This window comes from Micromonospora sp. SD12 (genome assembly GCF_052068495.1).
GTDB lineage: Bacteria > Actinomycetota > Actinomycetes > Mycobacteriales > Micromonosporaceae > Micromonospora > Micromonospora echinofusca.
On sequence record NZ_JBQHDF010000009.1, the window covers coordinates 40,843 to 65,877 of the forward strand.

Annotated in this window: 24 protein-coding genes; 9 read left to right on the top strand and 15 right to left on the bottom strand. The window is 74.2% G+C overall.

Annotated elements, in window-relative coordinates; all coding sequences use genetic code 11:
• The first annotated feature begins 253 nt into the window (after nucleotides 1–253).
• The 4 genes from ACTMS2_RS18770 to ACTMS2_RS18785 all read left to right on the top strand — a co-directional run bounded on the left by ACTMS2_RS18770 (nucleotide 254) and on the right by ACTMS2_RS18785 (nucleotide 3,049).
• Entirely contained in the window at nucleotides 254–646 is a 393-nt protein-coding gene (locus ACTMS2_RS18770; protein WP_231926077.1) for a cupin domain-containing protein, read from the top strand.
• Nucleotides 643–1,452: a YwiC-like family protein gene (locus tag ACTMS2_RS18775; protein WP_441176528.1), complete on the top strand. Its 810-nt coding sequence runs from the start codon at nucleotides 643–645 to the stop codon at nucleotides 1,450–1,452. Before ACTMS2_RS18770 ends, ACTMS2_RS18775 begins: the two co-directional genes overlap by 4 nt.
• Before the next feature lie 106 nt (nucleotides 1,453–1,558).
• Complete coding sequence (locus ACTMS2_RS18780) at nucleotides 1,559–2,152, top strand: NAD(P)H-dependent oxidoreductase (RefSeq protein ID WP_441176529.1); 594 nt, start codon at nucleotides 1,559–1,561, stop codon at nucleotides 2,150–2,152.
• Nucleotides 2,153–2,320: 168 nt separating this feature from the next.
• On the top strand, nucleotides 2,321–3,049 hold the full coding sequence (locus tag ACTMS2_RS18785) for a class I SAM-dependent methyltransferase (protein ID WP_441176530.1): 729 nt from the start codon (nucleotides 2,321–2,323) through the stop codon (nucleotides 3,047–3,049).
• 1 nt (nucleotide 3,050) lies between these two features.
• Here ACTMS2_RS18785 and ACTMS2_RS18790 read toward each other — a convergent pair whose 3' ends face one another.
• Entirely contained in the window at nucleotides 3,051–3,746 is a 696-nt protein-coding gene (locus ACTMS2_RS18790; protein ID WP_441176531.1) for a MerR family transcriptional regulator, read from the bottom strand.
• Nucleotides 3,747–3,969: 223 nt separating this feature from the next.
• Here ACTMS2_RS18790 and ACTMS2_RS18795 point away from each other — a divergent pair, with 223 nt between their 5' ends.
• On the top strand, nucleotides 3,970–6,243 hold the full coding sequence (locus ACTMS2_RS18795) for an ATP-binding cassette domain-containing protein (RefSeq protein ID WP_441176532.1): 2,274 nt from the start codon (nucleotides 3,970–3,972) through the stop codon (nucleotides 6,241–6,243).
• A 120-nt stretch (nucleotides 6,244–6,363) separates the two neighbouring features.
• On the opposite strand, the gene ACTMS2_RS18800 is transcribed toward ACTMS2_RS18795, so the two are convergent.
• Entirely contained in the window at nucleotides 6,364–6,783 is a 420-nt protein-coding gene (locus ACTMS2_RS18800; RefSeq protein ID WP_441176533.1) for a protein-tyrosine phosphatase family protein, read from the bottom strand.
• Between the two features lie 190 nt (nucleotides 6,784–6,973).
• The gene (locus ACTMS2_RS18805) at nucleotides 6,974–7,585 is read right to left on the bottom strand and encodes a helix-turn-helix domain-containing protein (protein WP_357660873.1); all 612 of its coding nucleotides are present in this window, start codon (nucleotides 7,583–7,585) and stop codon (nucleotides 6,974–6,976) included.
• An 80-nt stretch (nucleotides 7,586–7,665) separates the two neighbouring features.
• Here ACTMS2_RS18805 and ACTMS2_RS18810 point away from each other — a divergent pair, with 80 nt between their 5' ends.
• A complete protein-coding gene (locus ACTMS2_RS18810) occupies nucleotides 7,666–8,682 on the top strand; it encodes an NAD(P)/FAD-dependent oxidoreductase (protein WP_441176686.1) in 1,017 nt (338 codons plus the stop codon).
• Between the two features lie 39 nt (nucleotides 8,683–8,721).
• Here the strand turns inward: ACTMS2_RS18810 and ACTMS2_RS18815 are convergent, their stop codons facing one another.
• Nucleotides 8,722–9,042 (bottom strand): MazG-like family protein, encoded by a 321-nt coding sequence (locus ACTMS2_RS18815; RefSeq protein ID WP_441176534.1) that lies wholly within the window; start codon nucleotides 9,040–9,042, stop codon nucleotides 8,722–8,724.
• Between the two features lie 112 nt (nucleotides 9,043–9,154).
• Between ACTMS2_RS18815 and gdhA the strand changes: the two genes are divergently transcribed.
• Nucleotides 9,155–10,492 (top strand): NADP-specific glutamate dehydrogenase, encoded by a 1,338-nt coding sequence (gdhA, locus tag ACTMS2_RS18820; protein ID WP_441176535.1) that lies wholly within the window; start codon nucleotides 9,155–9,157, stop codon nucleotides 10,490–10,492.
• A 79-nt stretch (nucleotides 10,493–10,571) separates the two neighbouring features.
• Here gdhA and ACTMS2_RS18825 read toward each other — a convergent pair whose 3' ends face one another.
• From ACTMS2_RS18825 to ACTMS2_RS18845, 5 genes are all read right to left on the bottom strand, one after another.
• Nucleotides 10,572–12,362, bottom strand: coding sequence for an extracellular solute-binding protein (locus ACTMS2_RS18825; RefSeq protein ID WP_441176536.1), 1,791 nt, complete (start codon nucleotides 12,360–12,362; stop codon nucleotides 10,572–10,574).
• A gap of 84 nt (nucleotides 12,363–12,446) precedes the next feature.
• Entirely contained in the window at nucleotides 12,447–13,727 is a 1,281-nt protein-coding gene (locus ACTMS2_RS18830; RefSeq protein ID WP_441176537.1) for a serine/threonine-protein kinase, read from the bottom strand.
• Nucleotides 13,728–13,961: 234 nt separating this feature from the next.
• Nucleotides 13,962–14,600 (bottom strand): hypothetical protein, encoded by a 639-nt coding sequence (locus ACTMS2_RS18835; RefSeq protein ID WP_089000057.1) that lies wholly within the window; start codon nucleotides 14,598–14,600, stop codon nucleotides 13,962–13,964.
• A gap of 13 nt (nucleotides 14,601–14,613) precedes the next feature.
• Complete coding sequence (locus ACTMS2_RS18840; RefSeq protein WP_441176538.1) at nucleotides 14,614–16,392, bottom strand: DUF4012 domain-containing protein; 1,779 nt, start codon at nucleotides 16,390–16,392, stop codon at nucleotides 14,614–14,616.
• A 120-nt stretch (nucleotides 16,393–16,512) separates the two neighbouring features.
• On the bottom strand, nucleotides 16,513–17,736 hold the full coding sequence (locus tag ACTMS2_RS18845) for a glycosyltransferase family 4 protein (protein ID WP_441176539.1): 1,224 nt from the start codon (nucleotides 17,734–17,736) through the stop codon (nucleotides 16,513–16,515).
• A 162-nt stretch (nucleotides 17,737–17,898) separates the two neighbouring features.
• Between ACTMS2_RS18845 and ACTMS2_RS18850 the strand changes: the two genes are divergently transcribed.
• Complete coding sequence (locus tag ACTMS2_RS18850; RefSeq protein ID WP_441176540.1) at nucleotides 17,899–18,453, top strand: arsenate reductase/protein-tyrosine-phosphatase family protein; 555 nt, start codon at nucleotides 17,899–17,901, stop codon at nucleotides 18,451–18,453.
• Here the strand turns inward: ACTMS2_RS18850 and ACTMS2_RS18855 are convergent.
• Nucleotides 18,434–19,891 (bottom strand): polysaccharide biosynthesis tyrosine autokinase, encoded by a 1,458-nt coding sequence (locus tag ACTMS2_RS18855; protein ID WP_441176542.1) that lies wholly within the window; start codon nucleotides 19,889–19,891, stop codon nucleotides 18,434–18,436. The genes ACTMS2_RS18850 and ACTMS2_RS18855 overlap by 20 nt on opposite strands.
• 331 nt (nucleotides 19,892–20,222) lie before the next feature.
• Here ACTMS2_RS18855 and nhaA point away from each other — a divergent pair, with 331 nt between their 5' ends.
• Nucleotides 20,223–21,539 carry a Na+/H+ antiporter NhaA gene (gene nhaA, locus ACTMS2_RS18860; RefSeq protein ID WP_441176544.1) on the top strand — a complete coding sequence of 439 codons (1,317 nt, stop codon included), beginning with the start codon at nucleotides 20,223–20,225 and terminating at the stop codon, nucleotides 21,537–21,539.
• A 122-nt stretch (nucleotides 21,540–21,661) separates the two neighbouring features.
• Here the strand turns inward: nhaA and ACTMS2_RS18865 are convergent, their stop codons facing one another.
• The 5 genes from ACTMS2_RS18865 to egtC all read right to left on the bottom strand — a co-directional run bounded on the left by ACTMS2_RS18865 (nucleotide 21,662) and on the right by egtC (nucleotide 25,009).
• A complete protein-coding gene (locus ACTMS2_RS18865; RefSeq protein ID WP_441176545.1) occupies nucleotides 21,662–21,943 on the bottom strand; it encodes a hypothetical protein in 282 nt (93 codons plus the stop codon).
• Nucleotides 21,940–22,302 carry a DUF1622 domain-containing protein gene (locus tag ACTMS2_RS18870; RefSeq protein ID WP_089000051.1) on the bottom strand — a complete coding sequence of 121 codons (363 nt, stop codon included), beginning with the start codon at nucleotides 22,300–22,302 and terminating at the stop codon, nucleotides 21,940–21,942. Before ACTMS2_RS18870 ends, ACTMS2_RS18865 begins: the two co-directional genes overlap by 4 nt.
• Before the next feature lie 101 nt (nucleotides 22,303–22,403).
• The gene (locus ACTMS2_RS18875) at nucleotides 22,404–22,991 is read right to left on the bottom strand and encodes a TMEM165/GDT1 family protein (RefSeq protein ID WP_441176546.1); all 588 of its coding nucleotides are present in this window, start codon (nucleotides 22,989–22,991) and stop codon (nucleotides 22,404–22,406) included.
• Between the two features lie 260 nt (nucleotides 22,992–23,251).
• A complete protein-coding gene (gene egtD, locus ACTMS2_RS18880; RefSeq protein ID WP_441176547.1) occupies nucleotides 23,252–24,217 on the bottom strand; it encodes an L-histidine N(alpha)-methyltransferase in 966 nt (321 codons plus the stop codon).
• 45 nt (nucleotides 24,218–24,262) lie between these two features.
• Nucleotides 24,263–25,009: an ergothioneine biosynthesis protein EgtC gene (gene egtC / locus ACTMS2_RS18885; protein ID WP_441176548.1), complete on the bottom strand. Its 747-nt coding sequence runs from the start codon at nucleotides 25,007–25,009 to the stop codon at nucleotides 24,263–24,265.
• Nucleotides 25,010–25,035 lie beyond the last annotated feature (26 nt).

Genomic DNA, 25,035 nt, shown 5'->3' on the forward strand with positions numbered 1-25,035 from the left:
GTTCGCGGTCCGGGCCGGGTTCCCCAGGCCCGGGAGGGCGGGACGGGCTTCGTGGTCCGCGGCGGCGACGTCGCCCAGCTCGCCGACCGGGTGGCCACGGGTGTGTCGCCGGCGCCCGGAGGCCCGCCGGCGCACGCCGCCGACGGTGGCGGCGCGGGCCACGGCGACTTCGGGACCATCGGCCCTGCCCGCCGGGCGGCACCGCGACGGAAGCTGGGGACTGAAAACGGTAGACGATCTTCCGGTTTGCGCGATGATCCGCCGTACCGGCGGCCCGCCGCGCGGCCCGGACGACACCGACGAAGGGACGACCATGGAAGCCCTCTCGCTGACCCGCCTCGCCGACGAGCAGCTCGCCGCCGCGCGGGAGGCCGACAGCGGACGCAGTGCCCGTTCCCTGCACCACGGGCGGGACCGCCGGCTGCGGCAGACCCTGCTGGCCCTGCGCGGTGGCCGCTCCCTCGACGAGCACGACAGCCCGGGCGAGGCGACGTTGCAGGTGCTCGCGGGGCGGGTACGCCTGGTGGCCGGGGACGAGGCCTGGGAGGGCGACGCCGGCGACCTCGTGGTCATCCCGCCGCTGCGGCACGCGCTGCACGCCGTCACGGACGCCGCCGTCCTGCTCACCGTGACGCCGCGGCCGTGACCACCGTCCCGGCCCACCGCCGCCCGGCCGCCGGCCCGGCCGCCGGCCCGGCCGGGCGGACCACGGTCGGCGCCACCGGCCACGCGCCGGGCCGGGGCAGGTCGCCGGGGTGGATGCCGCCGCAGCACGGCGCGTGGGCGATGCTGCTGCTGCCCGTCCTGGCGGCGCTGACCGTCACCGGTCCGCAGCCGCTGCACCTGCCCCTGCTCGGCGCCGCGCTCGCGGCGTACCCGCTGTCGTACTTCGGGTTGCAGGCGGTCAAGACCGGGCGGTTCCGCCGCGTACGCCCGCAGCTCGTCGGCTACGGCCTCGCCACGGTCGTGCTGGCCGCGCCGGTGCTGGTGGCCCGGCCCGCGACGCTCGCCTACGCGCCCCTCTACGCGGCCCTCGCCGCCGTCAACGCCGGCCACGCCCGCCGGCGCCGGGACCGGGCGTTCGTCAACGACCTCGCCTTCGTGCTCCAGTGCGGGTTGCTCGGTCTCGTCGTCGCCACGGTCGCCGAGGTGCCGTGGACGCGCGTGGTCGGGGTGACGGTCGTGGCGCTGGGTTACCTGGTCGGCACCGTCCTGTACGTCAAGACGATGATCCGGGAGCGGGACAGCGTCCGGTACCGGTGGGCTTCGTGGGCCTACCACGCCGTGGCCGCGCTCGCCGCGGTGCTCTGGGCGTCGGTGCCGGTCGCCGTCGTCTTCGCGCTGCTGCTCGCCCGGGCGGTCCTGCTCGCCGGACGCCGCGTCGCTCCGGTGCGGGTGGGGCTGGTCGAGACGGCGTGCGCCCTGCTGGTGCTGGCCGCGGTGGCGCTCTGACCGGCCGGCGCGACGCCGGCGCGGGCCGCCCGGCCCTGCGGCCACCGGGCGGCCGTCGAGATACCTTCAGGGCACCTCTGTTCGGTCGGACATGGACGGTGTCGGCATGCGTTTCCTCTTCCTGCTGGGCAGCTCACGCTCGGGCGGCAACACCGAACTCCTGGCCCGGCGCGCCGCGGCCGCGCTGCCGGCCGGGACCGAGCAGCACTGGCTGCGCCTGGCGGACCATCCCCTGGCGCCCTTCCGCGACATCCGCCACGACGAGCAGCGCTACGCGCAGCCGACCGGCAACGAGGCGCTGCTGCTGGCCGAGACGCTCGCCGCGACCGACCTGGTGGTCGCCTCCCCGCTCTACTGGTACAGCGTCAGCGCCGCCTCCAAGCTCTACCTCGACCACTGGTCGGGCTGGCTGCGGGTACCCGGCGTCGACTTCCGCCAGCGCATGCGGGGCCGCCGGATGTGGGCGGTCAGCGCCCTCAACGACGAGGACCCGGCCACGGCGGAACCGCTGGTGACCACCCTGCGGCGAAGCGCCGACTACCTCGGCATGCGGTGGGGCGGCGTGCTGCTCGGCCACGCCAACCGGCCCGGCGACGTGCTCCGCGACGCCGCCGCGCTGCGCGCCGCCGACACCTTCTTCGCGCCGCCGTCCGAGGGCGGCGAACAGGACGGGTGCCTGGCGCAGCCCGCCTCCTGCTGACGCCCCGGCGCACCCCGGTCCGGGGCGTCCCGCGTCGACGGAGCCCGCTCGACGGGCCGGGCCGCCCGCGTCGGATGGCTCACAAGCCGTTGCCTCCCGCCTGCCGCACCAACTAGAACCGGGGAACGATCGCCCGGACCTCCCGGCGACGGTGGCGAGGTGATGGCCGTGGCGCTGATCCCGTACGACGACACCGACTCGGCGGCCTTCGCCGCGACCCGGGAGCTGCCGCGCAGCGGGCTGGAGCGGTGGCGGCACGCCGTGCAGCAGCACCTGCGCCCGCGTGCCGGCGCCACCGTGCTCGACGTCGGAGCCGGCACCGGCGCCTGGGCCACCGCCTTCACCGACTGGTTCGGCGTCCGGGTGGTGGGCGTGGAGCCCGCCGGGGCGATGCGCTCGCGCGCCACCCACCGGCCGCTGCTCGCCGGCGACGCCGTCGCGCTGCCGCTGCGCGACGGCACGGCGGACGCGGCGTGGCTGTCCACCATGATCCACCACGTCCCCGACCTCGACGTCGCGGCGCGCGAGCTGCGCCGGGTGCTCCGGCCGGGCGCCCCCGTGCTGATCCGCTCGCCGTTCCCCGGCCGGCACCGGCGGATCACGCTGTTCCGCTGGTTCCCCGAGGCCGTACGGGTCCTCGAGACCTACCCCGACCTGGCGCGGGTACGCGCGGCGTTCGCCGCGGCCGGGTTCACCGTCAGCACGGTCGAGCCCGTCGCGCAGACCACGGCGGCGTCGCTGGCCGAGTTCGCCGAGCGTCTCGACCGCCGGGCCCACACCCCGCTCCAGTTGATCAGCGACGAGGAGTACGCCGCCGGCCTGGCCCGGCTCCGGGCCGCCGCCGACGCGGTCACCGGCCCGGTCGTCGACCACCTCGACCTGCTGGTGCTGCGCTGAGTCACCCCGGCAGGGCCGGGTCGAGGTGGCGCAGGTAGTCGTGCAGCGCCGCCGAGGCGCCCAGCCGGCGCAGGCTGCGCCGGTGCAGCTCCTGCTCCCGCTTGGCCAGCTCCGCGCGGACCCGCTGGGCGCTGCCGGTGGTGCGCATCTCGTCGAGCACGGCCGCCACGATGTCGAACGGGTACGCCCCCCGGCGCAGCAGCGCGACGACCTGCGCGGCGCGCACCTCGGCCGCGTCGTACACCCGGTAGCCGGTGCCGCGCTCGCGGACCGGACGCACCAGGCCGCGCTGCTCCCACAGCCGTAGCTGCGAGGTGCGGACGCCGACCAGGTCGGCGACCTCGCCGATGCGGGCGCCACGCCGGGGCGCCGGCAGGACGGCGGCCGGGCTGGCCACCACGGTCTCGAACGCGCCGAGCACCCGCCGGATGTCGGCCCGCTCGCGGTCCAGCTCGGCGTGGCCGGCGTCGAGCGCCGCGAGCGCCGCCGCCAGGTCACCCTGGTGCACCGCGACCATGACCTCCCGGGTACGCGCCCAGCCGTGCCCCTCGGCCATCCGCCGCACCACCGCGAGCGCCCGCACGTGCTCGTCCGTGAAGACGCGGTAGCCGGCGGGGGTGCGCTCGACCGGCGGCAGCACGCCGAGGTCCACGTAGTTGCGTACCTGCTGCACGGAGATGCCGGCGGTCTCCGCCACCTGCGCTCCCCGCCACCGCCCGGCCCGTCGCCCCGGATCCACCACGCGGGCCACCCTACCGGTTTCCACGTAGTTTGAGACTTCGCCCCCTGATTCGGATGGCCAGCACTGGTGAACGACGTGAAACCCTCCACGGGAGCTTCAATGAGACGATTGAAGGCGGCCTGGCCCCCGTAGATGTAGTCCGGGCGGAACTCCGCCCACGATCACGCGAAGGGTTCGCATGCAGCAGCCAGCACGGTCCGCCGCCGACAGCCACGACATGATCGAGGTACGCGGCGCCCGGGAGAACAACCTCGCCTCCGTCTCGGTCGACATTCCCAAGCGCCGGCTGACCGTCTTCACCGGGGTCTCCGGCTCCGGCAAGTCCTCCCTGGTCTTCGGGACCATCGCCGCCGAGTCGCAGCGCATGATCAACGAGACCTACAGCGCCTTCCTCCAGTCGTTCATGCCGAACCTGAGCCGCCCCGACGTCGACTCGCTGCGCAACCTGAGCGCGGCCATCGTGGTCGACCAGGAGCGGATGGGTGCCAACTCGCGCTCCACCGTCGGCACCGCCACCGACGCGTACGCGATGCTGCGCATCGTCTTCAGCCGCCTCGGCACCCCGCACGTGGGTGGGGCCGGGGCGTTCAGCTTCAACCTCGCCGAGGGCATGTGCCCGACCTGCGAGGGCCTCGGGCGGGTCTCCGACCTCGACGTCGACGAACTGGTCGACCGCGAGCGCTCGCTCAACGACGGGGCGATCAAGGTGCCCAACTTCGCCGTCGACTCGTGGTACTGGCAGACCATCGTCCACTCCGGGCTGTTCGACCCCGACACCAAGCTGCAGGACTACACGCCGCAGCAGTGGGAGGACTTCCTCCACAAGCCGTCCACGAAGATCAAGGTGGGCAGCAACAACTGGACGTACGAGGGTCTGGCCGTCAAGGTGCGCCGGCTCTACCTGGCCAAGGACCGCGAGTCGATGCAGGCGCACATCCGGGCGTTCGTCGACCGGGCGGTCACCTTCACCACCTGCGCCGACTGCGGCGGTGCCCGGCTCAACCAGGCGGCGCTCTCCTCCCGGATCGCCGGGCGCAACATCGCGGAGTGCTCGGCGATGCAGATCAGCGACCTGGCCGGGTTCGTACGCGCGATCGACGACCCGTCGGTCGCCCCGCTGGTCGGCAACCTGCGCGACCTGCTCGACTCGCTGGTCGAGATCGGCCTGGGCTACCTCAGCCTGGACCGCGAGTCCGCCACCCTCTCCGGCGGCGAGGCGCAGCGGGTGAAGATGGTCCGGCACCTCGGCTCCAGTCTCTCCGACGTCACGTACGTCTTCGACGAACCGACCGTCGGCCTGCACCCGCACGACATCGCCCGGATGAACGACCTGCTGCTGCGCCTGCGCGACAAGGGCAACACGGTGCTGGTCGTGGAGCACAAGCCCGAGACGATCGCCATCGCCGACCACGTGGTCGACCTCGGGCCCGGCGCCGGCACGGCGGGCGGCCGGATCTGCTTCACCGGCGACGTCGCCGGCCTGCGCCGCTCCGGCACCCTCACCGGGCGGCACCTCGACCACCGGGTACGCCTGCGCGAGCACGTGCGCCGGCCGTCCGGCCGGCTGTCGATCCGCAACGCCGACCTGCACAACCTGCGCGCCGTCGACGTCGACATCCCGCTCGGCGTGCTGACCGTGGTGACCGGGGTGGCCGGCTCGGGTAAGAGCTCGCTCATCCACGGCTCGCTGCACCGCCGCGAGGGCGTGGTGGTCGTCGACCAGTCGCCGATCCGGGGTTCCCGGCGCAGCAACCCGGCCACCTACACGGGCCTGCTGGACCCGGTCCGCACCGCCTTCGCGAAGGCCAACGGCGTCAAGGCCGCGCTGTTCAGCGCCAACTCCGAGGGCGCCTGCCCCACCTGCAAGGGCATCGGCCTGGTCTACACCGACCTGGCGATGATGGCCGGGGTCGCCTCGGTCTGCGAGCGGTGCGAGGGGCGACGCTTCACCGACGAGGTGCTCACCTACCGGCTGCGCGGGAAGAACATCAGCGAGGTGCTCGGGATGTCGGCCACCGAGGCGAGGGACTTCTTCCCCAGCGGCCCGGCCCGGGTGATCCTCGACCGGCTGGTCGACGTCGGGCTGAGCTATCTGACCCTCGGGCAGCCGCTCAACACGCTCTCCGGGGGCGAACGGCAGCGGCTCAAGCTGGCCATCCGCATGGCCGACAGCGGAAGCACGTACGTGCTGGACGAGCCGACCACCGGGCTGCACCTGGCCGATGTGGACCAGTTGCTCGCCCTGCTGGACCGGCTGGTCGACGCCGGCAACACCGTCGTGGTCATCGAGCACCACCAGGCGGTGATGGCGCACGCCGACTGGCTGATCGACCTCGGGCCGGGGGCGGGGCACGACGGTGGCCGGATCGTCTTCACCGGCACGCCGGCCGAGTTGGTCGCCCACGGCGACACCCTGACCGCACGGCACCTGCGCGAGTACGTGGCCACCTGAGCCCCCGGGCCGGCCGGGCAGCGCCGGCAGCCGCCGCCGGTACGTGGCGGACCGTAGGCGGCGGTGCCGGCGGGCGCGGCGGTACCCGGCGGCGGCCCGCGGGCGGGCGGTGGCGGCGGGTCAGACGAGGCGGCGCAGCCAGCGACGCTGCCAGGGCGTCTCCACCGCCCGCGGCCGGTAGGTGGATCGCACCCAGTCCACCGCCCGCTCCGGCGGCAGCCCGTCGAGGATCGCCAGCGCCGCCAGCGCCGTGCCGGTGCGCCCCGTACCGCCCCGGCAGGCCACCTCCACCCGCTCGCCGGCGTGGGCGCGGCGCAGGGCCTCGCTCAGCGCGTCGATCGCGTCCGCCCGGTCGACCGGGACCCAGAAGTCGGGCCACCGGATCCGCCGGTGCGGCCAGGCCGGCACCGGCCCGGGCGCCAGCAGCAGGGCGAAGTCGGCGGGCGACGCCGCGTCCGCGACCCGCCGCCCCCGCACCCGCGCCCCGCTCGGCAGTACGACGACCCCCGCCTGCTCGCCCCACACCCGTACATCACCCATCCCCCCATCCTTCCGTCCACCCCGCTCCCCCGCTGCCCCGCCCGCTCACCCGCTCACCCGCTCACCCGCTCACCCGCTCACCCGCTCACCCGCTCACCCGCGTCGATCATGAGGTTAGCGGCGATGTCGATCTCCGCTGGTGCCGTCAACCTCATGATCACCGGGTGCAGGAACGGGAGGGATGGACGGGTCAGCTGTGGGTGGAGGGGGTGGGTGGGGGTTGGGTCCGGGGGCGGGCGCGTAGGTGGGCGCGTTCGCCCTGCCGGCCGAAGAGGCTGAGGAACTCCACCGGCTCGGCGTCGGCCGACCCGAACCAGTGGGGTACGCGGGTGTCGAACTCCGCCGCCTCCCCCGGCGTGAGTACGAGGTCCTGGTCGCCGAGGACGACCCGCAGCCGCCCGTTGAGCACGTAGAGCCACTCGTAGCCCTCGTGGGTCTGCGGATCGGGTTCGGCCCGGCGGCTCCCGCCCGGGATCACGAGCTTGTACGCCTGGATGCCGCCGGGTCGGCGGGTCAGGGGCAGCATGGTCATCCCGTGGCGGGTGACCGGGCGCAGGTGGATGCGCGGGTCCCCGGTGGAGGGGGCGTCGACGAGTTCGTCCAGCGTGACGCCGTGCGCCCTGGCCAGCGGGAGCAGCAGTTCGAGGGTGGGCCGGCGGACACCGGACTCCAGCCGGGACAGCGTGCTCACCGAGATGCCGGTCGCCGCCGACAGGTCGGCGAGGGTGGTCTCCCGCTGCCGGCGCAACGCGCGCAGCCGGGGCCCGACCGCGCCGAGCGTCTGGTCCAGTTCGTCGTCCATGCCGCCATATTGCCACTTCGGCAACAATGTTTGCCACCATGCTCGTCGCGACCGCACTGTGGTCGCGGGAGGTGGTCACGGTGACCGATCAGCTGGACAGCGGCTACGACGTGGTGGTGATCGGAGGTGGCGCCGCGGGGTTGAGCGGGGCGCTGACCCTGGCCCGGGCGCGGCGGTCGGTGGTGGTGATCGACGCGGGGGCTCCGCGCAACGCCCCGGCCGAGGGGGTGCACGGGCTGCTGGCCCGGGAGGGGATCCGGCCGGCCGAGCTGCTGGAACGCGGCCGGGCGGAGGTACGCGGATACGGCGGCCGGGTGGTGACCGGCGAGGTCGAGGCGGTGACCCGCGCCGACGGCGGGTTCACGGTCGCGCTGGGCGACGGCCGTACGGCGCGGGCGCGGCGGCTGCTGGTGGCCACCGGGCTGGTGGACGAGCTGCCGGACGTCCCGGGGCTGCGGGAGCGCTGGGGCAGGGACGTGCTGCACTGCCCGTACTGCCACGGCTGGGAGGTCCGCGACCGGGCGATCGGGGTGCTGGCCGGCGGGCCGCTCTCGGTGCACCAGGCGCTGCTGTTCCGGCAGTTGAGCGCCGACGTCACGTACTTCCGGCACACCTCGGCGCTCTCCGACGAGCAGGCGGAGCAGCTGGCGGCCCGGGAGATCCGCGTGGTGGACGGCGAGATCGCGTCCCTGGAGGTCGTCGGGGACCGCCTCGTGGGCGTACGGCTGGGCGACGGCACGGTCGTCGACCGCGACGCGCTGGCCGTCTCGTCGCGGATGGTGGCGCGCGCGGGTTTCCTCGCGGCCCTCGGGCTCACGGCGGCGGACCACCCGGCGGGGGTCGGCGAGCACGTCCCCGCCGACCCGACGGGCCGCACCGACGTGCCCGGCGTGTGGGTGGCGGGCAACGTCACCGACCCTGCCGCCCAGGTCGGTGCCGCCGCGGCGGCCGGCGTGGTCGCCGCGGCCCAGATCAACGCCGACCTCGTCGCCGAGGAGACCCGCCGGGCGGTGGCCACCCGGCGCGACCCGTTCTCCGCGCGCTCGGAGGCGGCGCTCTGCGAACAGGTGGTGGGCGACCGGCGCCACGGCCTGTGACGGTCACGACAGGCTGGGCGGCGGGCCGGCGGGGCGGGCTCAGTCGGGCGGCGGCCCGACCCGGGCACGGACCTTCCCGGCGCACGCGTCGAGCGCGCCACGGGCGTCCAGCCCGAGGCTCTCGATCGCGACCAGCGCGGTGAACGCCACGTCCGCCAGCTCCGCCGCCACGTCCTCGCGGCTGTGCGTGACCCCCTTGCGCGGGTTCTGGCCGAGCAGCCCGATCCAGGCGCCCGCCGCCTCCCCCGCCTCCTCGGTCAGCTTGAGAATCCGGCAGGTGAGTTCGGTCTGCCCGGTGCCGTTGGCGGCGTCCAACCAGCCGCGCGAGGCCCGGACCGCGTCCCAGATCGGCTCGTCCATCGGACCAGTGAACCGGACGCGGGTCACGGTCCGTATCGCGGGACGGTTGGCGGGTAACCGGGTCCGGGTGGTAGCAACAGGGACTACCAGCGCAAGCGAAGGGACGTGTCGTATGCCGGAGACCGTGGAGACGGTGTTCACCAGCGTGGTCGCCCGCAATCCGGGTGAGCCGGAGTTCCACCAGGCGGTACGCGAGGTGCTGGAGAGCATCGGCCCGGCGCTGGCCCGACACCCCGAGTACGCCGAGGCGCGGATCATCGAGCGGATCTGCGAGCCGGAGCGGCAGGTCATCTTCCGGGTGCCGTGGGAGGACGACCGCGGCCGGATCCAGGTCAACCGGGGCTTCCGGGTGGAGTTCAACAGCGCCCTCGGCCCGTTCAAGGGCGGGCTGCGCTTCCACCCGTCGGTCTACCTCGGGATCGTGAAGTTCCTCGGCTTCGAGCAGATCTTCAAGAACGCGCTGACCGGGCTGTCGATCGGCGGCGGCAAGGGCGGCGCGGACTTCGACCCGAAGGGGCGCTCGGACCGGGAGGTGATGCGCTTCTGCCAGAGCTTCATGACCGAGCTGTACCGGCACATCGGCGCGGAGACCGACGTGCCGGCCGGGGACATCGGCGTGGGCGCCCGGGAGATCGGCTACCTGTTCGGCCAGTACAAGCGGATCACCAACCGGTACGAGTCGGGGGTGCTCACCGGCAAGGGCCTGGCGTACGGGGGCGCGCAGGTGCGCCGGGAGGCGACCGGCTACGGGGCGGTCTTCTTCGCCGACGAGATGCTGCGGCAGGCCGGCGACAGCCTGGACGGCAAGCGGGTCGTGGTCTCCGGATCCGGCAACGTGGCGATCTACGCGATCGAGAAGGTGCACCAGCTCGGCGGGCGGGTGGTCGCCTGCTCCGACTCGTCCGGCTACGTCCTGGACGACAAGGGCATCGACCTGGAGCTGCTGCGGGAGCTCAAGGAGCAGCGCCGGGCCCGGCTCGACGACTACGCCCGGCACGTGCCGCACGCGATGGCGGTCTCCGGTCGTACGGTCTGGGAGGTGCCCTGCGAGCTGGCGCTGCCGTGCGCGACGCAGAACGAGATCGGCGGTGCGGAGGCCGCGGCGCTCGTGGCCGGCGGCTGCGTCGCGGTGGTCGAGGGCGCGAACATGCCCACCACGCCGGAGGCGGTGCGCATCCTCGGCCGGGCCGGCGTCCGGTTCGCGCCGGGCAAGGCGGCCAATGCCGGCGGCGTGGCGGTGAGCGCGCTGGAGATGCAGCAGAACGCCAGCCGCGACTCGTGGACGTTCGCCGAGTCGGAGCAGCGGCTGCGCGACATCATGCGCGACATCCACGACCGCTGCTGGAGCACCGCCGAGGAGTACGGGCTGCCCGGCGACTACGTGGCCGGAGCCAACATCGACGGGTTCCGCCGGGTGGCGGAGGCGATGCTGGCCCACGGCCTGATCTGACCGGGCGGCCGGTCCGCCGCGACAGCGCCGGCGGCCGACCGGGGGCGACGCGCATCGCGCCCCGGCGGCGCCGGCGGGCTCAGAAGCTGCTGACCAGCTTCACGAACGCCTCGTCGATCATGGCGGGATCGGTGGCGTCGAACGCCTTGCCCGAGGACGCCTTGGCGATCTTGTCCAGCGTGGCGAAGTCGGAATCCCGGTCGAAGGCGATGCAGAAGACCTTCACCGGGCGCCGCGGGTCGAGGGTGATGTCGGCGAGCAGCCGGGCCAGGTCGTTGTCCCGGGCGTACTCGTTCTTGCCGTCGGTCAGCACGACGACGGCGTTGATCCGCTGCGCGTCGTACCGCTCGAGGACCTGCTTGTGGGCGGCCCGGACGGTCGCGTAGAGCGCGGTGTCGCCCGCGACGTGCAGGCCGGCGATCCGGCTGTCGATCCGCTTCTTGTCGAAGTCGCCGAGCCGGACCTCCTCCCGGTACGGGCCGTCGGGCCGCTTCGACGTCTCCGAGGAGAACGACCAGAGCCCGACCCGGTCCTCGGAATTGAGCAGCGCGAGACCCTTGGCCGCCGCCGCCGAGGCGACCTGGAAGCGGGTGCGATCCCCGACAGGGGCCTGCATCGACCCGGAGGTGTCCAGCGCGATCAGGATGTTGGCCTTCTTGCGCAGCGTGCTCCAGCCGTCCAACATCGCCTCGACCACCGCCGGGTGCGGCGGCGCGAAGTACGCCAGCCCGCCGGCGGGCTCGGCGCCGACGCTGGCGAGCAGCTCCGCCGAGGCCTGCCGCTCGTGGTCGCGGAAGCCGAGGCGGGCGAAGCTCGCCTGCTGGTCGTCCTCGGTCAGGAAGGCCAGGAAGTCGTCCGCGGCCACGCGCTGCCGCTCGTCGGCGGAGGGGAGCACCACGAACGGGTGGTCCAGGTTGAAGGTGCCCTCCTTCGGGTGCACGGCGACCAGCGGGACCTTCGGCCGGTGGCCCCGCTCCTGGCCCTCCTGCCGCGGGCTCAGTCCCCCCTCGTTGTAGAGGTGGACCAGTTCCTCCTGCATGACCATGGCGCTCATGTCGCCGGCGCTGGCGCCCCCGCCGGCCAGGTCGGCCTCGGCGAGGTCGCGGAGCAGCTCCACCGAGTCGTCGCTGTAGTGCGACACGTTGGCCTCGATCTGCCGGACGAACCGGGTCACCTTCGGATCGGCCAGGTCCGACGTGGTCAGGTCGCTGGAGCGGTTCGCGGCGGCGTAGTAGGTGGCGATGGTCGCCGCCAGACCCGAGGTGGAGAGGTTCGGGTTGTCCTTGCCGAAGGTGAAGCGGCCCCACTCCGGCCTGCCGAAGCCCGCCCAGCCCTGCCGGCCGGAGAGGCCGAGGATCTCCCCCCAGCCCAGCGGACCGCGCTGGCGTACCAGCTCACCCTTGGGCTGGGGCATCGCGATGACCAGCGGGCTGTTGGCGATCGACGGGTAGCGGTCCGGGGTCTGCGGCGCCCGCCCGGCGGCCTCGTCGAGCAGCCGGAGCTGGCCCGTCCACAGGCTCGACGTCGGCAACCAGACCTGCGGCTGCGGCAGGCCGGTGCCGCTCCAGCCGGCGGCCAGCACCTCGGTGGCCCGGCCCGAGTTCAGGGCGCTGACGTGCACCTGGGCGCAGCCGCCGCCGTCGAGCGTCCGGCCGCTGTCGTTGTACCGCTTCGCCAGCTCGACCAGCAGCGCCGCCTTCTCGGTCGAGGAGTTGACGTCCAGGCGCAGGGCGCAGTCGGCCCGGGGCCGGTCGGTGCCCGCGTCCCGCTGCCGTACGAGCACGAACGCCCCGACGATGACCAGCAGCCCGGCGGTGACGGCCGCGGTGTACGGCAACCACTGTCGTGCGCGCGGCGGGGCTGGGGCCATGGGACGTCCTCCTCGCGGGTCGACTGACGGCAGTCAACCTATCGGGGCGGTGCCACGGGCGGCGGCGGGCCCGGCGCCCCTCGGTCAGGGGCGCTCGCCCCGGTCGCCGAGCGCCACCGCGACCAGCAGCCGGACCACGTAGACCACGCCGAAGGCGCTCGCCCCGGTCGCCGCGGCCACGCCCACCCCGCTCGACGCGACGTAGCCGGCGGCGGCACCGACCGAGCCGAGGAAGATCGCGGTCGAGATGCCCCAGGCGTCGACCGACTCCCGGCGCAGCCGCCGCCCCCAGCCGCCGCCCGCCTCAGCGACGGGGGCGAAATCCGCAGACCGGCTCTGCGCACCTTGTGTCGGTTCCGCCCGGCCCACCGGTGCCGTGCCGACTCGGGTCGGCGACGTCGGTTCCGGTGGTGCCGTCGGCGCATCCGACGCGGGACGGGGCAACGGCAGCGGCTGGTTCGGCGTGGGCGCGCCGGCGGTCTCGTTGCCCAGGCGGAGCACGCTCTCGTGGCGCAGCGGGCCGGGTGCCCCGACGTCCTGCCCGAGCAGCCGCATCAGCACCTGCTCGGCCTCCGGCCGGTCCGCCGGGTCCTTGGCGAGGCACTGCCGGACCAGCTCGTCGAGGCCCGGCGGCAGGGGCGGCAGGTCGGGCGGGTCGTTCAACACCCGGTGCATCACCGCGAAGAGCGAGTCGGTGCCGAACGGCGGGCGGCCCCCCGCGGCGAAGGCGATGGTGGCGGCCCAGGCGAAGACGTCGCAGGGCGGCCCGACCGAGTCGTCGTTGCGGAACCGCTCCGGAGCCATGTACGCGGTGGTCCCCAGCACCCGGCTGGTCACCGTCTCGGTGACGCCCAGCGCGCGGGCGATGCCGAAGTCGATCACCCGGGGGCCGTCCCGGCCGAGCACCACGTTGTCGGGCTTCAGGTCGCAGTGCACGACGTCGCAGCGGTGGATCGCGGCGAGCGCGGTGGCGGTGCCGACCGCCAGGCGGTGCAGCGCGTTGCCGGTGACCGGGCCGTGCTCGCGTACGTGCCGGTGCAGCGTGGGACCCTCGATGAACTCGCTGACCACGTACGGTCGTTCGCCGTCGACGTCGGCGAAGAGCACCTGCGCGGTGCAGAACGGCACGACGCGGCGCGCCGCCGCGATCTCCTTCATGAACTGCGAACGCGCCCGGGGATCGCTCAGGTCGATGTTGATCATCTTGACCGCCACCCGGTGGCCCTGCTCGTCCTCGCCGAGGTAGACCACTCCCTGGCCGCCCGAGCCGAGCCGGCCGACCAGCCGGTAGGGACCGGCGGTGCTCGGGTCGTGCGTCCACAGTGGCGCCAGCCCCGGCACCGGCGCGCTGGCCAGTCCTGTCATTCCGACTCCATCAGATGTCGTGTCCCGCCCACCCGGCGGGCAGGACACGGTCATGGTGCCATGCCCTCGCCTGCCGGCCGAGGACGGCCGCACGGCCGGTCGCCCCGGCGGGCGGGCCCGCCACGGACCGGGCGACCGGGGCCGGGCAGGCGGACGGCTGGCGCCCGCCGGAGTTGTCCGACGGGCGCCAGCCGTTTCGCGGTGTCCGGGCCCTGCCCGGAGGGAGTCACACCGTCAGCGCGCGGCTCCCATGCCGAAGCGGTGACGCTTGCGCCAGACCAGCGACAGCAGCAGGAGCACCGCACCGGCGCCGACGAGGCCGCCGCCGAACTTCATCGGGGTGCTCAGGCTGTCGCCCGTGACGGGCAGCGGCGGCGCGTGCTTCTTGAGCACGGTCAGCGTCGCGGTCGCCACCTGGCCCGACGTCTGGCCGACGGCCCGGAAGGTGTACCTGCCCGGGTGACGCGGCGTGTAGGTGGTGCGGAAGTTGCCGGCCCCGTCCGCCGTGACCACGATGGTGCTGGGGCTCGGCTGGGGCGCCCGCTGCAACGAGACCGGCGCCATCGCGACCATCTCGCCGTTGCTGCGGCGCGCCTGCTCGGCGCCCGGTACGGCGGCGGCGAGCGGCGACGTGCTGACGGTGATGATGACCGTCTCGCCCGGCGTCCAGCCGCTACCGATCAGGGTGGCGGTCTGGCCGACGAAGACGGTCGGCGGGCTCACCGCGAGCGTCGCGGGGCCGGGCGGGTAGACCGGTGGCTGTGGCGTTCCGGTGCCGGGCGCCGGCTGCGGCTGGGCCGCCCCCGCTGCGGTCGGCGCGGCCAGCACGGCCATACCGACCGTGAGCGCCATGATGATGCGGGATAGCCGCATGATTGGTTCCCTCCTACTGATCACAGCTTGGTGCGGAAACAACTTGGGTGGTCCATGGGGTGGCGGTGGGGGTCAGCCACAGCTCGGCGGTACCGACGCCGGTGGTCGCCGTCAGCACGGTGACCTCCAACGTGCGCGACTGCCCCGGGCCGACCTCGACGTTGACGGTGCCGACCTGGCGGCGCCGTTCGGTGCCGCTGCCGACGGCCGTCTCGGCGCCGTCCAGACGGGCGGCGAGCACCGCCCCGCCGGCCGGGCTGTGCACCGACACCAACGTGCGGACGGTGTACGGGTCGCCGGCCAGACCGAGACCGAGGACCGACTCGCTGAGACCCGACCTGGGCGCCGACGAACGCAGGGTGACCCGGAGCCGGAGCTCCCGGCGGCCGTCGGGCCGGCAGTCGCCGACCGCCAGGGTCGCCGACGGCCGGAGGTAGTAGCCGAGCTTCGCGCCGCTGCCGTCGTTGAGGAACACGCCGACGGTCGGCACGGTGTCCTTCTCCGGGAGCGTCCCGGCCATCCGGCTGTCGCCGATCGTCCGTTGCTCCTCGGGTCGGGCACTCCAGAACAATATCCGGCGTTCAGTGACAGCACGGTCAAATGAGGACAATAACGCCTTCGGGTCAATATTCTTCGTGACCAGCGCGTCGAACACGGCGGCGGCGGACGCGGCGAAGAAGGCGTCCTGTTTCTCGTTGTCCATCCGCTGGTAGCTGTCGCTGAGCACCGTCTGCACGACCTTCTCGGCAGCCAGCGGGACCCCGCCGGGCACCATCACCGGGCCGGTGGCCTTGAGCAGGTACGACAGCACCACCGGGTCGACCGCGAGCACCCCGTCCACGGCGGTGCCCGTACGCCGCCGGAACATCTCCCGGTAGAGGGCGGCGGCGGTCGGGAAGTGCGGGGTGAGGTTGACGTCGGCCGGGTAGATCCCCGGCAGGTCGGCCCAGATCCCGCGTACCTCCGCGGGCACCTTCAGCGGCGGCACGAACCGGCCCAGCGCGCTGCTGCTGCCCTGCCGCCCCATCCGGACCCGACCGTCGGCCGCGTGCACGACGGCGTACGCGCCGATCATGCCGCCGGTGGCGCGCAGCTCGGCGGGATTCTGGGAGACCACGAGGTAGGTGCGGCGGCCGTCGGCGCCCAGTAGCGGCGGAAGCAGTCGGCTGGCCTGGTCGGCGGCGGCGGTCAGCCCGGCCAGCCGGTCGATCTCGCCGCGCAGGTCGGCCAGCGCCTGCCGGACCTGGGCGACCAGGCCGTCGGTGGGTACGGTCGCGAGGCTGTCCCGGGCCCCCCGCACCGCCGAGTTGACCCTGGCCAGCTCGGCCGACAGGGCCCGCAACCGCGCCACGTCCAGGCGCCCGCCCGCGGGTACGAGACTGGTCAGGTCGGCGCGCAGCAGCGGCGGGAACGCCTGCCGGGCCAGGTCGTCGATGGCCACCGAGATCTGCCGGACCGCCGCCAGGTTGTCGCCGGCGTACGGGGTGCGCCGACCGACCCACCAGCCGGGGTCACCGGTCGCCGCCCGGGCGCTGCCGGACTGCTCCTGCAACGCCGCGAGGGTGCGCTGGGCCCGGGCGGTGTCGCCCCCGAGCACCTGCGCGCTGAGCTCCCGGGCCAGACCGGCGGCGTTGAGCAGGTGGGCGCGGGCCTGCCAGCCCCGGAAGCCCACCCAGCCGGCGGTGAGCAGCAGCAGGGAACCCACCACGAGGGTGGCGAGCAGGGCCCGGCGCACCTGCCGCCGCCGGCGGGAACGACCACGCCGTCGACGCGGTCTCGCGCTCTCCGTCACACCACACGTCCTTCCTGGAAGACGGCCACCGGGCCGCATTCCGCTGCCGTTGCACACTGCTAACGATCGGTTTCACCCGGTGATGACGCGGTCGCCCCCTACGCGGGCCCCGCTCGTCGCTCACCGCACGCCGGCGCGCCCGGCGGCCGCCTCGTACAGCAGCTGTTCGATCCGGTCCACGCCCGCCGACATCGACATGTCGCGCAGGTACGCCTCGCGCCCGCGCCGGCCCATGTCGGTGCGGGCGGGCGGCGGGATGGTCGCGGCCAGCCAGAACCGGTCGGCCAGGCTCGCCCAGTCCTCCGGCGGGCAGGAGAGCCCCGCCCGGGCCCGCTCCACCACCTCGGCGGTGTCGCCGCCGGCGGAGGCCACCACGGGCGCGGCGCACGAGAACGCCGCCTGGAGCTTCGCCGGCAGGGTGCTGCGCAGCTCGGGCAGGTCCCGCAGCATGACGAGCTGGTAGTCGGCGGCGGCGTACAGGTCCGGCATGTCCGGCGGCGACCGCCGCTCGACGAAGCGAACGTTCTCGGCGCGCAGTTCGGCGGCGAGCCCCCGCACCCGCCGCTCGTCCGCGCCCGATCCCACCAGGACGAGGTCCACGGTGTGGTCCAGCGCCGCCGCCGCCCGCACCGCGGTCTCCAGTCCCTGCCGGGCACCGATCGTGCCGGCGTGCATCACCACGCAGCGCTCGTCGCGCCGCACCAGCCTGCGGGCCGCCCGGCTGGGCCGTGCGGGTTGGAAGATCCGCTCGTCGGTCCAGTTGAGCACCACCCGCACCCGGGCCGGGTCGGCGCCCGCCGCGACTACCCGGCCACGCAGCGACGGCGCGGCGACCGCGACCCGGTCGGCGGCCCGGTAAGCCCGCGTCATCGCGGCGGCGATCCGTGCGGCCCACCGCCCGTTCTCGGCCCCGACGGGCTCGTCCTCCGCCCAGACGTCCTGCACGTGCACGACGGTCGGCACCCGGCCCAGCACCCGCGGCAGGGCCGCCGCCGCGAAGGCGTTCGCCGGCGGCAGGTGCACGTAGAGGGCGTCGACGTCGGCCAGGAACGACCGCCCGGTCAGCGTCGCGCTGCCGGCGAACGACAGGTGCCCGGCCATCCGGGTGCGCACCGAGCCGTCGCCCGCCGAGTAGCGCGGCACCCGCCGTACGGTCAACCGCTCGCTGCGCGTCTCGTGCCGCCAGCGCTGCCGCCAGCCCGGATAGACGTGGCCGCCGGGATAGTCGGGGAAGCCGGTGAGCACCTTCACCTCGTGCCCCCGCACGGCGAGCTCCTCGGCGAGGCTGCCCGGGATGAACGCCGGCTCGGGCGGGAAGTGGTACGACAGGATCCCGACCCTCACCGACCCGCCTCCGTCCGGACAGCCCCGCTCGGCGCGGCACCGTGACGTCGGGGCGTCCGGCCCGCGTACGATGCCGACATCCCCTCCACGACCGGCCGGCTCCGACGGCCGGCGACCGGCGCGGCGCCACCGTCCGCGACGGCACCGACGAGAGGGGTCCGCATGGTCGACCGGGTGCTGTTCGTCTGCCACGCCAACCTGTGCCGCTCACCGATGGCCGAGTACATCGCCCGCCGCCTGCTGGCCGGGCGGGCGGTCACGGTCGCCAGCGCCGGCACCGACGCCGTCGACGACCTGCCGATGCACCCGTACGCGGCGGACCTGGCGGCGGAGACCGGCGGGGACCCGACCGACTTCCGCAGCCGACGGCTGCGCCCGGAGCACCTGGTCGGGGCGACGCTGGTGCTCGCGGCGACGCGCCGCCAGCGCTCGGTGTGCACCGCGCTCGCGCCGGCCGCGCTGCACCGGACGTTCACCGTCCGGCAGTTCGGCCGGCTGGCCGCAGCCGCCGACCCGACGACGGACCCGGCCGGGGCTCCCCTGCGGGCGGCGGTCGAGGCGGCCGCCCGCGCCCGGGGGCGGCTGCAACCCGCCACCCCCGACGCGGACGACCTGCGGGACCCCATCGGCGGGACCGTCGCCGACTTCCGGCGCTGCGCGGAGGAGATCGAACGGTCGATGCGACCCCTCGCGGCGCTCATCGGGACAGCCGGGTGAGTTCCTGCGTACGGTCGCTGACGACGTCGACGCGCTCCGCGTGCCGGGCCACCGGGGCCGAATCGGCCGGCAGGTCCGGCGTCGCGGCGCCCGCGACCACCCGGTAGGCCTCGTACTGGTACGCCTCCGCCTTGGCCACCTTGGCCATGTTCAGCACGCAGCCGAGCAGCCGTACGGAGACCGAGTTCAGGGCGCGGGCCGCCTGCGCCACCTGGCTGCGCGAGGTGCGGCCCTGCTGCGAGACCAGCAGCGCGCCGTCGGCCTGCACGGCCACCACCACGCCGTCGGTCACGGCCAGCAGCGGGGCGGTGTCGATGATGACGATGTCCGCCGACTCCCGCAGGGCGAGCAGCAGGTCCGCCATCGCCTTCGAGCCGAGCAGCTCGCTGGGGTTGGGCGGCGCCGAGCCGCTCGGGAGCACCAGCAGGGACTTGTCGCCCCAGCGCTGCACCACGTCACCGACCTGGACGTCGCCGACCAGCACGTCGGTGAGCCCGATGCCGGCGTCGAGGCCCAGGTAGTCGGCGACCTTCGGCCGGCGCAGGTCGGCGTCGACCAGCAGCACCCGCCAGCCGGCCTCGGCCAGGGCGATCGCGAGGTTGCAGGAGAGCGTGGTCTTGCCCTCCCCCTGAAGGGCGCTGGTGACCGCGATGACGCGGGCGGGCTCGTGCACGTCGACGAAGCGCAGATTGGTACGCAGCTTGCGCACCGCCTCGGCCCGGGCGGAGTTCGCCGCCTCGCCGACGATCAACGGTTGCGACTTCGCGGTGCTCTCGAAGGGGATCTCGCCGAGCAGCGGGCTGCCGGTGGTGCGTTGGAGACCGGCGGCGTCGCGCAGGCGGACGTCGGCGACCCCACGCAGGATCGCCAGGCCCACGCCGGCGAGCAGGCCGAGCAGGGTACCGACGGCGAAGTTGCGCACCGGCTGCGGCGAGACGGGCGTCGGGGTGACCCGGGGCCCGCTGACCACCTCGATGCGGATGGGGCCGGCCTTGCCGTCCTGGGTCGTCTCCACCTTCTGCACCAGCTCGACGAACTTCGCCGAGAGCAGTTCGGTGACCTTCAGGGCCCGGTTCTGGTCCGTGTCGGTCACCGACGCGCGCAGCAGCACGGTGCCGGTCTCGGTCGAGGTGCTGACCCGGCGCTGGATCTCCTCGGCGGTGAGCCCGACGGAGTTCTCGGCGACCACGCTCTGCGCGAGGCGGTCGCTGGTCAGCAGTTCAGCGTACGACTTGACCCGCTGCTGGAGGAAGAGGCCGCCCTGGTAGGCGTCCGTGACGCCCTGGCTGGGCGTGGTGACGAAGAAGGTCACCGACGCGACGTAGCGGGGCTGCGCCCGGACGGTGACGAGGGCGGTGACGCCGAGCGCGACCATGACGGCCAGGAGCACGATCCACCAGTGCCGGCGCACGAGGCGGAGTTGGCGGTACACGTCCATCAGGCGCGCCTCCGTACCGGGCCGGTAACGCCAAAGAACTTCACGAAAACCCCCAAGGTCGACTTAATCTCGTGAAACCATTAAAGCGACTCATACGCCTTATGTCCCGAGTTACGTATTTTCGGCCCTTGACATGTGCGCCCGACCCACCACCGGACAAACGGGCGGACGGCGTTCCGGGTGGCGGGAGAAACCGACCGGGCGTGACCTCGGCAGCAATGGGCCGTCCCGACTCGCCGGTCACGCCGCCGCTGGATAGGGTCGGCAACGGTGTGCCGGGAAGCCTGGTCGGCGTCGTTCCGTGCTGCCCAAGACCGAGGTGGATCCGCGCATGACCGACCGCACCCCGCACGCCGACCGCCCCCGCCCGAACCGGCGGTTCTTCTCGCGTACGTCCTGGCCGGAGGCCCGGTTCCTGGCCGACGTGCTGCGCACCGAGACCGTCGGCGGCGGGCTCCTGCTGCTGGGCGCGATGATCGCGCTCACCTGGGCGAACTCGCCCTGGGAATCCTCCTATGCCGCCCTCCGCGCGTGGGTGCCCTGGTCGGGCGGCGCGGCACTGCACCTGGACCTGGACCTGGCCGCCTGGGCCGCCGACGGTCTCCTGGCGATCTTCTTCTTCGTCGTCGGGCTGGAACTCAAGCGGGAGTTCGTCGCGGGCGAACTGCGCGACCCCCGCCGGGCGGCCCTGCCCGTGGTCGCGGCGGTCGGCGGCATGGCGGCGCCCGCCCTGATCTACCTCGCGGTCAACCTCGGCGGCGACGGGCTGCGGGGGTGGGCCATCCCCACCGCGACGGACATCGCCTTCGCCCTGGCCGTGCTGGCCGTCATCGGCTCGCACCTGCCGCAGGGCCTGCGCGCCTTCCTGCTCACCCTCGCCGTGGTCGACGACCTGCTCGCCATCACCGTCATCGCGATCTTCTACACCGACGACTTCAGCCCGCTGCCGCTGTTGGCCTCCCTGGTCCCGATCGCCGTGTTCGGCCTGCTCGTGCAGCGGCGCAAGACGTGGTGGTGGGCACTGATCCCGCTCGCCGCGACCGCCTGGACCCTCATGCACGCCTCCGGGGTGCACGCCACCGTGGCGGGCGTCCTGCTGGGCTTCACCGTGCCCGTCCTGCGGGGCAAGACCGGCGACTCGCACGGGCTCGCCGAGCACCTCGAACACCGCTGGCGTCCGATCTCCGCCGGCCTCGCCGTACCCGTCTTCGCGTTCTTCGCGGCCGGTGTCTCGCTGCGCGGCGCCGACCTGGGCGCGATCGTCACCGACCCGATCGTGATCGGCATCGTCGCGGGCCTGGTGCTCGGCAAGGTCATCGGGATCTTCGGCTCGACGTACCTGCTCGCCCGGTTCACCCGCGCCCAACTCGACGAGGACATCACCTGGACGGACCTGCTCGGGGTGGCGCTGCTCGCCGGGATCGGGTTCACCGTCTCCCTGCTGATCGGCGAACTGGCGTTCGGCTCCGGCACCGCAGCCGACGACAACGTCAAGGCGGCCGTGCTGACCGGCTCGGTGGTCTCCGCACTGCTCGCCACCGTCGTGCTGGTACGGCGCAACGCCGCCTACCGGCGCATCGCGCAGGCGGAACAGGTGGACGCCGACCGCGACGGCGTGCCGGACGTCTACCAGCACAGAGAGGGCTGACCGGACCGGCTCGTCCGGCGCCGGCCGCCCGGCGCCGACAGGTCACCGCGCCGCGCCGGGGTCGCGACAGGCGGGCTCTGCCGGGTCGGGACGCACCCCCGCCGGCCGGGGCGCACCGCTGTTCATCCGGGCGCGTCCGGGGCCCGCTGCGGCGGGTTGTGGGCACGCCCGTGCGGCGCGCCGGCGGTGAGCGCGGCCCAGAGCAGCCGGCGCAGCAGCACGATCGCCGCCGCGGCGGCCAGGTCCGGCCAGTCCTGACCGCCGGCCAGCCGCAGCAGGCCCGCGGCGGTGAGCAGGTCCAGCAGCACCCGCATCGCCGAGCGCCAGGAGCCCGTGCCGACCAGCACCGCCAGCCCGGCCAGGGCGGCGGCCGCCGTGACGGCGGTGACCAGGTCCCGGATCACCCGCCGCGCTCCGCCCCCCGCACCTGCTGCTGCTCCTGGCGGATCTCCCGACCCAGGAAGTAGTTCAGCGCGGTCCGGATCGCGGCGATGGCCGCCAACTGCCCGATCTGGGCGAAGGTCGGCGACACCGCCGTACGCAGGATGTCCGCCGCGAGCTGGAACTCCAGCCCGAGGGTGAGGAACCGCCCCAGGGAGAGCCGGATCGGGGTGAACACGGCGGCGCTGCGGTGCCGCAGCCCCTCGACCACGAACCGCAGCGCCGCCCACGCCGCCCCGACGAAGATGACCACCGCCCCGGCGACCTCCACCGCGGTGACCAGGATCTGGTAGCCGTGGCGCAGGATCTCCTCGACACCCATCCGCTGGCGTTACCCGGCCAGCGGGGCGGTAGTCGGCCGCCAGCGCGGCAGCGGACGGCGGGAGGTAGCGGCCGGTAGGGCGGTGGTCGGATGGTCGGCCGTCAGGTGAGCTGCGTGACGGCCTCCAGGATCAGCCAGAGCCCGCAGATCGCGAAGAGCACCGCGGCGCCGTACTTGATGGTCTTCTCGGGCAGCCGCCGGCCGAGCATCCGCCCGACGAGGATGGCGAGCGCGTCCGCCGCCACCATGCCGATCGTGGAGCCGAGCCAGGTGCCGAACCAGCCGTACTGGGTGGCGAGGGTGATCGTGGCCAGCATGGTCTTGTCGCCCAGCTCGGCCAGGAAGAACGCGACCGACACCGCGACGATGGCGGACTTGCTGGTCTTCTCGGCCTTGCGCTTCTCCTCCTCGGTGAGGGTGTCGCCCCGCAGGGTCCACGCCCCGAAGCCGAGGAACGCCAGGCCCGCGACGAGCGAGATCCACTCCGTCGGCAGGGCGGCACCGAGCCCGTAGCCGATCGCCACCGAGGCCAGGTGCACCACGGCGGTGGCGACGGTGATCCCGATCAGGACCGGCACGGTTTTGAAGCGGGTGGCGAAGGTCAGGGCCATCAGCTGGGACTTGTCCCCCAGCTCCGCGACGAAGATGACGCCGAAGCTGACGACCAGCGCGACGAGGAAACCTTCCATGACATCCTTCCGGATCAAGCCGGGAGGAGGTACGGGGGCGCCCTCGACCCGGCTGCTACAGCCTGGGTCGAAGGTCTCGCCCGCCTCGGATGACGAGGCCGCGTGGCCGGATGCGGAACGCACCAGTGTGTCGACCACGACATTGGGGGCTACTCCCCTTCGCGCCGCCCAGCCTAGCCGATCACCGATCGTCCCGGCCCCGGCGGGTGAAGATGCTCACCCGCCGGGACCCGCCACCGGTCGACCGGCAGGCCGGCCGGTCACTCGGCGCGGGCCAGCGTGACGCCGAACAGGCCGTCCGGGTCGGTCCAGAAGTCGTGGGCGGCGAAGCCTGCGGCGCCCAGCTCGGCGGCGACGCCCTCGGGGCGGAACTTCGCCGACACCTCCGTACGCAGCTCCTCGCCCTCGGCGAAGGTGACCGTCAGGTCGAGCACCCGTACGCGCATCGGCCGCCGCGCCCGCAGCCGCATCTCGATCCACTCCCGCTCGGCGTCCCAGAGCGCGACGTGGGCGAACCCGTCCGGGTCGAAGTCGGCGCCCAGTTCCCGGTTGACCACGCGCAGCACGTTGCGGTTGAACTCGGCGGTGATACCGGCCGCGTCGTCGTACGCCGGCACCACCACCGCCGGATCCTTCACCAGGTCGGTGCCGATCAGCAGCCAGTCCCCCGGTTCCAGCGCGGCCCGCATCGCGGCGAGGAACCGCGCCCGCTCGGCCGGCAGGAGGTTGCCGATCGTTCCGCCGAGGAAGAGCACCAGGCGGCGCCCGCCGGTCGGCAGGCGGTCCAGGTGGCGGGTGAAGTCCCCCACGATGCCGCGTACCCGCAGCCCCGGGTAGTCGGCGGCGATCTCGGCGGTGGACTGCCGCAGCGCGCTGACCGACACGTCCAGCGGCACGAACGTGCCGAGCCCGCCCCGGCGGGTGAACGCGTACAGCAGCAGGCGGGTCTTCTCCGACGAGCCCGAACCGAGCTCGATCAGCGTCTTGGCCCCGGTCAGCTCGGCGATCGTGGCGGCCCGCTCGGCCAGCACCGCGCGCTCGGCCCGGGTCGGGTAGTACTCCGGCAGCCGGGTGATCTCCTCGAACAGCTCGCTGCCGCGGGCGTCGTAGAACCACTTGGGCGGCAGCCACTTCTCCTCGGCGGTCAGGCCGGTGCGGACGTCCTCCCGCAGGCTGCGGCCCAGGTCCTGCTCCTCCAGGTGGATCTCCAGCGGCTCCGCGCTCATGTCATCCCCTTCGTCGTCGGGTGGAACGTCCCTGTCGGCCGGCGGTCAGACCTCGGCGAGGGCGTGGACGCGCACCCCCGTCGCGGTGGCCTCCACCAGTCGCCCCTCCGGCACCGCCTGCCAGCCGGGGTCGTCGTCGTGCGGTTCGGACGCCAGCAGCACCGAGGCCGGCGTCGCGCGGATCGACAGCGCGTGCCCGGCCGCGCTCGCCACCACGGTGCGCCCGTCGGTGAGCAGCAGGTTGAGCCGGGAACCGGGTGCGGCCGCCGCAACCGCCGTCACGGTCTCGGCGATGGCGCGCGCCGGCTTCACCCCGGCCCGCAGCCGGTGGCGCACCAGCGTCCACAGCAGCGCCGAGTCGGTGGACGCGTCGAGCGTGAGCAGGTCGCGTACGGGCAGGGTGGCGGCGAGCGGGACCATCGAGTCGGGCCAGCCCCGCACCACCCCGTTGTGGCTGAACAGCCAGCGCCCCTCGGCGAACGGGGCGGCGGCCCCGTCGAGCACCGCCATGCCCACGGTGGCGGAGCGGACGGCGGCCAGCACCGCGCCGGCCGAGGTCACCTCCGCGAGCTGGGCGATGGTCGGGTCGCTCCAGATCGGCTGCGAGCGCCGGTAGCGCACCGGCTCGCCGTCGCCCGGATACCAGCCGACGCCGAAGCCGTCGGCGTTGATCGTCCCTCCGCCGCGCATGTCGCGCGGCGCCCAGGACTGCCGCGCCAGGGAGTACGGCGGGTCGAACAGCAGCTCCCGCAGGGTCACCGGCGGCCCCAGGTAGGCCAGGTGGCGGCACATCAGGCGGCACCGCCCCGCGAATCCGT